Source organism: Paenibacillus sp. FSL R10-2734, from assembly GCF_037963865.1.
Taxonomy (GTDB): domain Bacteria; phylum Bacillota; class Bacilli; order Paenibacillales; family Paenibacillaceae; genus Paenibacillus_AQ.
Genome location: NZ_CP150170.1, coordinates 3,298,332 through 3,310,680, shown reverse-complemented (window position 1 = coordinate 3,310,680; position 12,349 = coordinate 3,298,332). Strand labels below are relative to the sequence as shown.

The 12,349-nt window shown below is 44.0% G+C and carries 11 protein-coding genes; 1 reads left to right on the top strand and 10 read right to left on the bottom strand.

The window, feature by feature from the left end:
* Nucleotides 1-26: 26 nt before the first annotated feature.
* The 7 genes from hslV to NSS67_RS14475 all read right to left on the bottom strand — a co-directional run bounded on the left by hslV (nucleotide 27) and on the right by NSS67_RS14475 (nucleotide 8,583).
* Nucleotides 27-569 (bottom strand): ATP-dependent protease subunit HslV, encoded by a 543-nt coding sequence (hslV, locus tag NSS67_RS14505; protein ID WP_042189455.1) that lies wholly within the window; start codon nucleotides 567-569, stop codon nucleotides 27-29.
* A gap of 65 nt (nucleotides 570-634) precedes the next feature.
* Nucleotides 635-2,017, bottom strand: a complete 1,383-nt coding sequence (gene trmFO, locus NSS67_RS14500) for an FADH(2)-oxidizing methylenetetrahydrofolate--tRNA-(uracil(54)-C(5))-methyltransferase TrmFO (RefSeq protein WP_339320600.1) — start codon at nucleotides 2,015-2,017, stop codon at nucleotides 635-637.
* Entirely contained in the window at nucleotides 2,017-4,116 is a 2,100-nt protein-coding gene (gene topA / locus NSS67_RS14495; protein ID WP_339320188.1) for a type I DNA topoisomerase, read from the bottom strand. Before topA ends, trmFO begins: the two co-directional genes overlap by 1 nt.
* Before the next feature lie 36 nt (nucleotides 4,117-4,152).
* The gene (gene dprA / locus NSS67_RS14490; RefSeq protein WP_339320187.1) at nucleotides 4,153-5,271 is read right to left on the bottom strand and encodes a DNA-processing protein DprA; all 1,119 of its coding nucleotides are present in this window, start codon (nucleotides 5,269-5,271) and stop codon (nucleotides 4,153-4,155) included.
* A gap of 221 nt (nucleotides 5,272-5,492) precedes the next feature.
* A complete protein-coding gene (sucD, locus tag NSS67_RS14485) occupies nucleotides 5,493-6,422 on the bottom strand; it encodes a succinate--CoA ligase subunit alpha (RefSeq protein WP_339320186.1) in 930 nt (309 codons plus the stop codon).
* Between the two features lie 62 nt (nucleotides 6,423-6,484).
* Nucleotides 6,485-7,645, bottom strand: coding sequence for an ADP-forming succinate--CoA ligase subunit beta (sucC, locus tag NSS67_RS14480; RefSeq protein WP_042128955.1), 1,161 nt, complete (start codon nucleotides 7,643-7,645; stop codon nucleotides 6,485-6,487).
* A 449-nt stretch (nucleotides 7,646-8,094) separates the two neighbouring features.
* Entirely contained in the window at nucleotides 8,095-8,583 is a 489-nt protein-coding gene (locus NSS67_RS14475; protein ID WP_339320185.1) for a MarR family transcriptional regulator, read from the bottom strand.
* A 142-nt stretch (nucleotides 8,584-8,725) separates the two neighbouring features.
* Between NSS67_RS14475 and NSS67_RS14470 the strand changes: the two genes are divergently transcribed.
* The gene (locus tag NSS67_RS14470; RefSeq protein WP_042128957.1) at nucleotides 8,726-9,154 is read left to right on the top strand and encodes an organic hydroperoxide resistance protein; all 429 of its coding nucleotides are present in this window, start codon (nucleotides 8,726-8,728) and stop codon (nucleotides 9,152-9,154) included.
* A gap of 315 nt (nucleotides 9,155-9,469) precedes the next feature.
* Here NSS67_RS14470 and NSS67_RS14465 read toward each other — a convergent pair whose 3' ends face one another.
* From NSS67_RS14465 to NSS67_RS14455, 3 genes are all read right to left on the bottom strand, one after another.
* Nucleotides 9,470-11,176, bottom strand: a complete 1,707-nt coding sequence (locus tag NSS67_RS14465) for a YifB family Mg chelatase-like AAA ATPase (RefSeq protein WP_339320184.1) — start codon at nucleotides 11,174-11,176, stop codon at nucleotides 9,470-9,472.
* 204 nt (nucleotides 11,177-11,380) lie between these two features.
* The gene (locus tag NSS67_RS14460; RefSeq protein ID WP_339320183.1) at nucleotides 11,381-11,890 is read right to left on the bottom strand and encodes a phosphoesterase; all 510 of its coding nucleotides are present in this window, start codon (nucleotides 11,888-11,890) and stop codon (nucleotides 11,381-11,383) included.
* Nucleotides 11,891-11,928: 38 nt separating this feature from the next.
* Nucleotides 11,929-12,342 (bottom strand): hypothetical protein, encoded by a 414-nt coding sequence (locus NSS67_RS14455; RefSeq protein WP_339320182.1) that lies wholly within the window; start codon nucleotides 12,340-12,342, stop codon nucleotides 11,929-11,931.
* Nucleotides 12,343-12,349: the final 7 nt, after the last annotated feature.

Here is a 12,349-nt window from a genome sequence, read left to right as displayed (position 1 = left end):
TCCTCCTTGTCTCTATGGCACTGAGCCTATAATTGCTCAACAATAATATTGGAGTTAGTATACACACATATTTCAGATGCAATCTGAAGAGCCTCTCTAGCTATATCCGCAGCAGCAAGATTAGGAGCATGACGTTTGAGCGCGCGGCCGGAAGCAAGTGCAAAATTACCACCGGAACCAATAGCAAGCACATCATCATCTGGCTCGATAATTTCACCATTTCCGGAGATCAAGAGCATTCCTTCCTTATCCATAACAATCATTAATGCCTCAAGTTTACGAAGGATACGATCTTGACGCCAGTCTTTAGCTAGTTCTACGGCTGCGCGCTGCAGGTTACCATGATGCTCCTCCAGCTTGCCTTCGAATTTTTCGAACAAGGTGATAGCATCCGCCACAGATCCTGCAAACCCTGCTATTACTTGTCCTCTGTATAAACGACGAACTTTTCTGGCCGTCGTCTTCATAATTACACTCTCTCCGAATGTAACCTGACCATCACCTGCTATTGCTGCCTGTCCGTTATGTCTTACAGCACAAATTGTAGTCGCATGAAAGCTGGGTACCATGATTGTAGTTACCTCCTTAAGATGGGCTTTGTTCAAATATAAGAAAGTATAAACGCCGAGGGCGTTTATGCTTCGTTATCGACAGCCTCCGGCTCTAAATAAGCGAGGCCCGTACGATTGGCGTACTCGGCTAGACTGTCTAATGCGCGATGCGCTAACATCTCATTCTTTTCTTTCTTATTACGGATTTTCTTCTCCACCTTCGGTAAAAGACCGAAATTGGCATTCATAGGCTGAAAATGCTCCGGATCGGCTGATGTGATATAAGCAGGCATACTGCCAAGCACCGTATCTTGTGGGAAGATTAGACCTTCTTGACCTAGTGCGGCTCTAGCAGCGTTAATACCGGCAATCAGACCTGAGGCCGCTGATTCCACATAACCTTCTACGCCAGTCATCTGTCCAGCAAAGTAGAGCCTTTCTTTGCCTTTCATCTGATAAGTAGGATGCAAAAGTTTAGGGGAATTAATAAAGGTATTTCTATGCATAACACCATACCGAACGTATTCAGCGTTCTCAAGACCTGGAATGAGCGAGAATACACGCTTCTGCTCGCCCCATTTCAAATGCGTTTGAAAGCCAACAAGATTGTAAAGTGTTCCAGCAGCGTTATCCTGGCGAAGCTGTACTACCGCATAAGGAAGCTTACCTGTGTGCGGATTAATAAGACCTACAGGCTTCATCGGACCAAACAATGCTGTTTGCTTGCCGCGCTTCATCATGATTTCGATAGGCATACAGCCCTCAAAGTATATCTCTTTCTCAAAATCCTTGAGTGCCGCCGTCTCTGCAGAAATCAGCGCATCATAAAATACGTCAAACTCCTCTTCAGTCATTGGACAGTTCAGATATGCCGCTTCTCCTTTATCATAACGGGAAGCCAGATACACTTTATTCATATCAATACTGTCCTTCTCAACGATCGGTGCTGCAGCATCATAAAAATAGAAATACTCTTCACCTAATAGACCCTTAATTTCAGCAGATAATGCCGGGGAAGTAAGTGGACCTGTTGCAATAACAACAATCCCTTCCTCCGGTATATGCGTAAGTTCTTCATTTATGACTTCTACGAGCGGGTGATTATGCAATGTACTCGTAATCTCTCCAGAGAAACCATCCCGATCCACGGCAAGTGCGCCTCCAGCAGGTACTGCGTGGCGATCAGCTGCACCTAGTACAAGAGAGTTTAAACGGCGCATTTCTTCCTTTAATACACCAACAGCATTGCCTAAACCATTTGCACGCAAGGAGTTGCTGCATACTAATTCTGCAAATTGATTGGTGTGATGTGCTGGCGTCTTCACCACTGGTCTCATTTCATACAATCTTACTGGAACTCCAAGTGATGCTATTTGCCAGGCCGCTTCACTTCCTGCGAGACCTGCTCCAATTACTGTTACTTTTGCTGTATCTGTCACTGTCTTCTTTCCTCCTGTGGAGACTATTAGTCTGCTAACTCTTCTTCGTTGTCTAGAACTGCCTCTGTATGGTCACAAGACGTACATTGTAGCTTAGTGCCTTGTTTATTGCGTTTCTCAATCATCCAAGCCCCGCATGAAGGACATGGCTTAGTCGAAGGTCTATCCCATGAGACGAAATCACAGCCTGGATACTGATCGCAGCCATAAAAAACACGCCCTTTTTTGCTACGTCGCTCCACAACTTTACCTTCGTTACACTTAGGGCAAGTTACACCAATATCTTTAATGATCGGCTTCGTGTTTCGGCAATCCGGAAAGCCAGAGCATGCTAGAAACTTCCCAAAACGCCCTAATTTATATACAAGTGGTTTACCACATTTCTCGCAGATCTCATCTGAGACTTCGTCTTCAATCTCAATTTCTTTCATTTCTTCTTCGGCAAACACTAAGCGTTTCTCAAAAGACTCGTAAAATTCGGCGAGAACCTTCACCCAATCTTCTGAGCCTTCTTCCACATGGTCAAGATCCCCTTCCATATTAGCCGTAAACTCAACGTTTAATATTTCCGGAAAAAATTGTTCCATCTGCTCGATGATTAGTTCTCCAAGCTCAGTAGGCATGAATTTTTTCTCTTCAATAGCTACATAACCACGCTTCTGAATCGTTTCAAGCGTTGGCGCATACGTACTTGGACGTCCTATCCCTAATTCCTCAAGTGTCTTTACAAGCCTTGCTTCTGTATATCGTGGTGGCGGCTGTGTAAAATGCTGCTTAGGCTCGATTTCTTGCTTATTCAAAGCATCTCCCGCTTGAAGAGGCGGTAAATACTTATCTTCATCTGTTGTCCCATCATCATTACCTTCCACATAAACCTTCATGAACCCGGGGAATGAAACCTTCGAACCAACAGCTCTGAATGTGGCGGAACCTGCATCTATATCGACCGAGAGCGTATCCAGCAGGGCAGAAGCCATTTGACTTGATACGAACCGCTCCCATACCAGCTTGTAGAGGCGGAATTGATCTCGACTCATGAACTCTTTGACCATTTCCGGCTCACGAAGTGCTGAGGTTGGTCGAATCGCTTCATGCGCTTCTTGTGCTCCAGCCGCCTTCTTCGAATACTGGCGAGGTGCTTCAGGCACGAACTTTTCACCATACTTAGCAGTAATCAGCTCTTTAGCTTCATCCTGCGCAGTGACAGATATTCGTGTCGAGTCCGTACGCATATAGGTGATCAAACCTACAGTTCCCTCTTTGCCTAGCTCCACACCTTCATATAGTTGCTGTGCAACAGACATCGTCTTAGCCGCACGGAATCCAAGCTTACGGGCTGCTTCCTGTTGTAGGGAGCTTGTTGTAAAAGGGGCCGAAGGATGCCGTTGTCTTTCCTTCTCCTTAACATTGCTTACCTTGAAAGCAGCATTCTTGATCGCTTCAAGAACCTCTTGAACATCGCTCTCTTGATTTAGTTCTTTCTTCACACCATTCAGCTTATGAAACTTAGCTTCGAAGACGGAATCTCGAATCCCTAGCTTGGCCGTAATGCTCCAATATTCAGTAGGTACAAAAGCGGAGATTTCATTCTCACGATCCATAATGATCTTTACAGCAACGGATTGTACACGTCCTGCAGATAAACCTTTTTTGACTTTCTTCCATAATAGGGGGCTAATCTTGTAACCTACTAGCCGATCCAGTATCCGTCTTGCCTGCTGTGCATTCACAAGATCCATGTTAATCTTGCGTGGTGTCTTAAAAGCATCCTTCACCGCTTGTTTGGTGATCTCATTAAATACAACTCGGCATTCCTGTGTATTATCTAAATCCAGTGCATGCGCCAAGTGCCAAGCAATCGCTTCTCCCTCGCGATCGGGGTCAGCTGCGAGATAGACTTTCTTAACTTTTTTACTAGCATCTTTCAATTCCTTCAATATAGAACCTTTACCACGAATCGTAATATATTTCGGATTGAAATCATTCTCTACCTCAACACCAATTTGACTCTTAGGTAAATCTCTGATGTGTCCCATAGATGCCTTTACAATATACTTACTACCTAGATATTTGCCAATTGTCTTCGCTTTTGCGGGCGATTCGACAATAACCAATGCATCTGCCATAGACTCTTCCTCCTCGTTAACACTCGTACCTCTATATTAAATTACCTTATAAATAGCGCCTGGTAATTGTGCTACCGCTTTTTTTATGATTAAAGATAACAGAACTGAATGCAAATGTCCAAAATCCCATCCTGTCTTCACGAGCAGATCATCCAAAATAAAGGGTCCTTGATGCAGTATATGGTATAGGTGTGACTCCTCATTTGTCAATTTCTTTTCAATGAACAAGTCATCAATCCCCTGTTTAGGAGGTTCACTATCACCCGTTTTTGAGAGGTTTGTTGGGAGAAACGAAGTATATTCTTCTAAAATATCTAATGCACTGCTTACCAGCTTTGCCCCCTGCTTGATCAGATCAAGAGCACCTCTACTTTTAGGTGACGTAATAGGCCCAGGAACAGCAAATACATCCCGTCCTGCTTCCAAGGCAGCGTCCGCGGTAATTAGTGAACCACTACGGCTATCCGCTTCTACGACTACTGTCCCAAGTGTAAGCCCTGCAATAATACGATTGCGCTGCGGAAATAATCCTGGATGACTTTTCGTTCCGATGGGATACTCTGTGAGCACCAATCCTTCATGGGAAATCAATTGTTCAAGTTCCCTATTCTCGGGCGGGTAGACGCGATCAAGCCCCGTCGCTACTACCGCTACAGTGCCTCCACCGCTTCTTAGCGCAGCTTCATGACATACGCTATCAATTCCCCTTGCCAGTCCACTAACTACCGTTAGACCCGCTACACTAAGCTCTTTTGCGAGAATCTCCCCTACCTTCCGCCCATAAGCTGTTGGCACACGAGTGCCGACCATCGCCACACTGGGTGTCGATAACAGTTCCAAACGCCCACGATAATATAGGATCCATGGTGGCTGAACCGTCTCTTTCAATAACTTGGGATAGTCTGCATCAAATACCGTGACCATGTTCACGGCACTTTCATTCATTAGTAAGCGACGCTTTGCAATCCACTCCAACGTATATATGGAAGCAAGATGCATCGACATTTTCTCACTCAATCCAACCTTTTCCCAGTCTTCTGCGCTACACAAAAATGCTTTTTCCGACAAAAGACCTGCTCTGCGAATCTTGTCGATACTTTTCCAGCCAATACCCTCCACTTCATTAAAACCGAATAGTAGATCCCGTTCTTCCATATTAGTTTTCTCTCCTTAAATGGAAGGCTTAGCCTTCCCTATTTTGTGTTACGCATCTTAAAAATGCAAGTATTTCTTTTAATTCAATAATTTTCAATTAAAAATAAAAAAAGCAACCTTTTATCCCATAGTTAGGAACAAAAGGTTGCTTACCTCTAAATTGATTATACACGAACGAAGCTCACTACATGGAGCGTTTTTCTTGACTTAATGACAATAAATTAGTGCGTTGTAAATGCATTAAGGATGCCGCGTTCTTCAAGCACACTTACAAGTGTTGAGCCCATTTCAGCTGGCGTAGGAGCTACCTTAATTCCGCAAGCTTCCAGTACGGCGATTTTCTCGCTAGCTGTACCTTTACCTCCAGAAATAATAGCCCCAGCATGCCCCATCCGTTTGCCTGGAGGTGCAGTTGCTCCTCCAATGAAGCCTACAACTGGCTTGGTCATATGCTCACGAATCCACTCTGCCGCTTCTTCCTCTGCTGTTCCACCGATTTCTCCGATCATGATCACTGCCTTCGTGCCCGGATCCTCATTAAACAGCTTCAAAATATCAATAAACTCAGAGCCTTTAACCGGGTCTCCACCAATACCTACAGCGGAAGATTGCCCAATTCCACGCGTAGTCAGCTGATGAACAGCTTCATAGGTAAGAGTTCCGCTTCGAGAAACTACTCCGACATAACCAGGCATATGAATATAACCAGGCATAATTCCAATCTTACACTCTCCAGGAGTGATAACACCCGGACAGTTTGGACCGATCAATACAGTAGAACGGCCTTCCATATAACGTGAGACTTTTACCATATCAAGCACAGGAATACCTTCGGTAATACAGATCACCAAATCCAGCTCTGCATCTACAGCCTCCATGATGGAGTCTGCTGCGAATGCTGGCGGAACATAGATCACACTAGCGGTTGCACCAGTAGCCGCTTTAGCAGCTGCAACAGTATCAAATACCGGAAGACTAACTTCACTGCCATTTTCAAGGGTGATATTAACTGTCGTTCCACCTTTACCTGGCGTTACTCCTCCAACCATCTGTGTCCCATAATCCAGCGCACCCTTAGTATGGAACAAGCCCGTTGCTCCCGTAATACCTTGCGTGATAACTTTCGTATTTTTATCTACAAGAATGCTCATGCCTTAAGTCACATCCCTACTTATATTGTCAAATACGATAACTGGCTCCAACTTCCGAGCCATTATTGCACAAGAGATACAATCTTACGGGCACCGTCCGCCATAGAGTCAGCAGCTACAATGTTAAGTCCCGATCCAGCTAAAATTTGCTTACCCAATCCAACATTTGTTCCTTCAAGACGTACAACAAGCGGTTTGGTCAATCCCAATTGACTGGCCGCCTCCACAACACCGTTAGCAATAACATCACAGCGCATAATACCGCCGAAAATGTTAACGAAAATTCCATTTACCTTTTCATCAGATAGAATGATTTTAAAGGCTTCTGTAACTTTCTCGGTCGTTGCACCGCCCCCTACATCAAGGAAGTTGGCGGGTTCGCCTCCGTAATATTTAATAATATCCATCGTTGCCATCGCTAGGCCTGCACCGTTCACCATACAGCCAATATTGCCATCAAGTGCGATATAGCTTAGGTCATACTTCGAGGCTTCAATTTCTTTCAAGTCCTCTTCATCTAGATCTCTGAGCTCTTGAATATCCTTGTGGCGGAACAAAGCATTGGGATCAAAATTCAATTTAGCATCCAGAGCCATCACATTACCATCCGCAGTAACTACCAATGGGTTAATTTCGGCAATAGAGCAATCTTTATCCACAAATGCTAGATATAGCGCTTGCATGAACTTCACAGTCTTCCCTACCAATTCGTTCGGAATAGAGATACTATAAGCCAGCTTACGAGCTTGGAAGGTCTGCAAACCTACTGCCGGATCAATGATTTCTTTAAAAATCTTCTCCGGATGTGTAGCTGCAACCTCTTCAATCTCTGTGCCACCTTCTTCAGAAGCCATCATGACCACTCGACCCGTTCCTCTATCAACAACGATACCAATGTAATACTCTTTAACAATTTGACAGCCCTCTTCTATGAGAAGCCGCTTCACTACCTTACCTTCCGGTCCAGTCTGGTGAGTAACTAAAGTCTTGCCCAGAATCTCGGTTGCGTAGGTACGCACTTCATCGATATTCTTAGCAACCTTAACTCCTCCAGCTTTACCGCGTCCACCTGCGTGAATCTGAGCTTTAACTACAACAACCGGTGTACTCAGTGACTCTGCGGCTTCTACCGCTTCCTCCACTGTATAAGCTACTTTTCCATTCGGTACGGCTACACCGTACTTCTTAAGCACTTCTTTTCCCTGATACTCGTGGATATTCATAGCGGTAGCCTCCTAAAGTAGCGTGGTGATCTAACAGGCAGCCTGTTGTCATCTCGCTTTCCGTTTTGATTGCCGCGGGGTTAGGGATAGGCTGATGCTAAACATGCAGCACTATTCCGGAACCAACAGAAACTGCTCTACCACTTGCAAGCTAAAACGCCTTCGGCGTCCATTTAAGGACGGTAAGCGTTTATGCGAGAATTATAAGGATAATGTATATCGTGAAACTTATACATTCTTATAATTTTAAAAATGGCCTTGTTTCTGTGAGAGACATTGAGTAAATCTATAAGACTAAGCTTATACTTACCTATATGCCATATAAAGGAACCCAGAATAGTGTAACATGTTTTTAAAACGCTTTCCTTAAATATATTCATGATTTGTACACATTTTTTCGCTTGATTTGATGCCGGAATGCGAACGATCACATTGACTCCTAATCAAACCTATTTTTTATCATCTTGAATATTCGCTTCGTGAACACGATTCAACAAGCTTTTGAACTGCTCAAGCAGTTCTACAGTCTCAACACTTGACATGGTCGTTTCTTCCATCATCTTCCCTGGAATACAAGCTGCATCGCTTTGAAGCGCCCAGCCCTGTTCCGTTAGTGAAATCAAAACTTTTCGTTCGTCCTGAGTCGAGCGTTCACGCACAATCAGCCCAGCAGCTTGCAATCGTTTCAGTAGTGGCGTCAGCGTTCCCGAATCCAAAAATAACGCCTCACCTATTTCTTTAACCGTACATTGCTGCCGTTCCCATAACACAAGCATTACTAGGTATTGCGAGTATGTCAAACCGATCTTATCCAAGTATGGTTGATACAGTTTTGTGATCTCACGTGAGCAAGCATAAATGGTAAAACAGAGTTGATTCTCAATCAGCAACTCAGGTGTAGTTGTCATCTTCTGCATATCTTCTTCACTCATTTTCATATCTTATTCACCTGCCTTATATCTGTATTTTATCATAATTTCCTCATAACATCATGTTAATAGCAAAAAATTAATTTGACATTTATATTAATTGTGATAAATTAGATTGTACACAAACTAATATTGAATTGGAGAGATTATTATGATGACCATCCAGCAAAAAATGTATGAAACCACTGTTAAAGCCGTAGGTGGAAGAAACGGTTATATTGAATCAGAAAGCCCTAAGCTCAACCTTACAATCAGCACACCACGTGAAATGGGAGGTGCCGGTGGTGAAGGTACTAATCCTGAACAATTATTTGCAGCCGGATATTCCGCTTGCTTCGATAGTGCGCTAAACATGGTTGCTCGACTCGGAAAAGTGAAAATTGAAGGTAGCGAAGTAACGGCTACAGTCAGCTTCGGCAAAGTGGAAGATGGAGGTTTTGGCATTGCGGTTAAGCTTGATGTGCTCGTTAAAGGAGTTGACAGAGAAACCGCAACCTCTTTAGTAGAAGCTGCTCATGGCGCTTGCCCGTACTCCCGCGCAACCCGTGGTAATATCGCTGTAGAATTGAATGTTCTTTAAGGGGATTTCAGAGTAATAAATTCGCATACGAAGCCCTATCGGACACAGATGATCTTAAACGCATCAATAGCTCGCTTTTGAATTCCTAACGGATCTCATAGCAGCTATTGATATTAAAAACACTCCATTTGAGCCGTTTCCTAAGGAATAATGTCTCTGGGGTCCGAAACCACGCTCCAAATGCTAAAAGCCCCCATGTAAAGTCGTTCAGGTCCGTAAGGATCCAGGGAGCTTAACAATTTCAGCGGGGTTGAATCAATAACCCAAAATACAGAGCAGTAAATCGCCAATACAGGAATTACTGCTCTATTCTATTTATTCTTCTGTAATCGCCTGCCGGTCTAAATTACGATACTGTACAGCCTCCGCAAGATGGGCGGAAGTAATCTCCTGTGCACCTTCAAGATCAGCTATTGTACGGGATAGCTTAATAATTCGATCATGTGCTCGCATACTTAGGCCTAAATTTTCTAGAATGTCATACAGCAATTGAGAGCCCTCACGGCTAAGACTTGCATATCGCCGAAGGGAAGCGCCGGAAAGTTCACTGTTCCAAGAAATAGGCAAGCGTTTAAACCGTTTAGCTTGTATCGCCTGTGCCGCCATTACCTCCGCATACATCTCAGCAGAGGATAGAACATGTCCCTGCCGATCCCATTCCTTTGGACGAGGAACATCCACCTGTAAATCGATACGGTCCAATAAAGGCCCTGAAATCTTAGCACGATATTGGGCAATTCTAGCGGGACTGCAAGTACAATGTTGCTGAGTAAGCCCACTCCCAAAATAACCACAGCTGCATGGATTCATCGATGCAGCGAGCATGAATGTTGCTGGATAGGTAAAAGAAGCTCGAGCTCGACTTATAGTAACAACCCCGTCTTCGAGCGGCTGGCGCAACACTTCAAGTACATTCCGAGAGAACTCGGGCAACTCATCTAGAAAAAGAATGCCTCGATGCGCGAGGCTAACTTCACCCGGCTTTGGAATACCTCCGCCCCCAATAAGGCCTGCGGCCGATATTGTGTGATGAGGAGAGCGAAATGGGCGACTACGCAGCAAGCCGTTGTGGGCATCTTTTAAATTTCCCGCTGCGCTAAAAATTTTGGTTACCTCAAGTGCCTCACTCTCAGACAATTTCGGAAGAATGCTCGGGAGACGTTTAATCAGCATCGTCTTACCTGTCCCGGGTGGACCGATAAGCAGGATATTATGCATTCCCGCTGCCGCAATGGTTAAGGCTCTTTTCACATGCTGTTGACCCAGCACATCACTATAATCATCCATCATCTCATTCACTTCGAATGAGGATGCCTCAGAAGTACCGTGAGCTGGGGTATATTTAAGGTGTTCCAAAGAAAGCACAAGAACCGGAGGTCGTTCATTTGCATCCATCCCCCTGCTTATAGATACAGGAAAAGGTAGAGATGATAAAGAAGGCATTTCAGCAGAGACTCCCCCAACTTTTAGCTTCTGTTCGTCTTTCCCTTCTATACTCAAAGCAGAATTGGACTGTGCTTCGCCCGAATTTGGTAATGCGCGCAAATGATCGATTGCGTATACATGAATACCACCGATCAAAGCTGCCTCAGTTGCATTGCCTTCCGGAAGCAATACAGCTTTAAAACCATTCCTACGAGCAGCTTCCACCATTGGTAATACGCCCGATACTGGCCTCAGACTGCCATCGAGCGCAAGCTCTCCAATGAAGAGCACCTCTTTAGCAAAGGGCATAATCAATTGACCACTAGTTATCAGTATCCCAAGAGCTATCGCAAGATCAAAGGCTGAGCCTTCTTTTCGTAAGTCGGCTGGTGCTAAATTTATCGTAATACGCTGCTGGGGATACCGGTAACCGCAATTTTTCACGGCTGCTCTTACTCGTTCTACTGCCTCACGAATCGCTGAATCCGGAAGCCCAATAATATTCGTCTGCGGCAATCCATTCGCTAGATCAATTTCAACACCAATCATTACCCCTTCAATTCCATACAGACACGCACTATGCATTTTTCCATACATAAAAACACCTCATCTCTTGAAATACACCCCTGCTTGGGTGTCAAAATCTTCAAGAAAAAAGGTGCTTCCTTATTTTCCGGCAATAATTTAGCTGTTATACCTCATTATATAGAGGGAATCTTATCGTAATCAACCATTATTATATTTTTGTATCGAAGGTCCGCGCATTGCATAAGTACGCATATCAAGGTCTTTAGACCTAATTCACCCTTCTTCACTAACCACAACAGAGTCCCTGATCTGTTCAAAAGTCAAAGGTTTATAATTCCAGTGCTCGACACAAATGTTAAAATGATTGTTCCCTTCATACTTTTGTCCGTGGATATGACCATGCACGTTTACGTAAGGCATATGTTTATTCATATACATAGGCTCATGGGAGAGAAAAAAGAAATCCTTATAAATCAGTGGATATTCACTAACCTCATCAAAGCCCGCTTCAAGCCACCACCCACGGCTGCGGCCGCGATCATGATTCCCGAGAATTAGTATTTTGTATCCATGTAGCCTCTTCACAATAGCATGTGTTGCTTCCTTGTTAAGAAACGAAAAGTCACCCAAATGAAACACTTTATCATCCGGATTCACTACTGAATTCCAACTCTCAATCATAGCTTCATTCATTTGCTCTACATCTATAAAGGGTCTGGATTCAAAATCAATAATCAACTTATGTCCAAAATGATGATCGGATGTAAAAAAAACGTTACTCATATTCACCCTTCTTTCTTTTCTGATCATAGGTTGTATGATTATCTCCAGTCACGCCGCTTCCGTGATCGTTTTTTATTATCGCTCTGGATCAGCTCAGCTAGAGGGGGAGTCTCTTCATTCTCAATGAGCCAGCCACGCATCTCCTTGATTGCTTCCACCTGTCCATTCCCTCTATCACGCCAAGTAAGAAGCTCTATAACTTTAATAACAAGCGCTAAGAGGCTGTTTTTGCAGTTTTGTGACTCCTCAGCACGGATTTTTTGAAATAGCGCCTCATTTTTCCAATCGATTAATATTTCCTCAGCTATAGTGGGCCGCATAACCGTGAAGTTCTTATTGCAATTTGCACAACAGACAACGGATACTGGCTCTGCGGTAAATTTCACTTCAATTTTCTGCTGGCAATATTGGCAAGCAAAACTAACCTGCATTTCAAAAGGTTTATTCTTCACTTAAAAC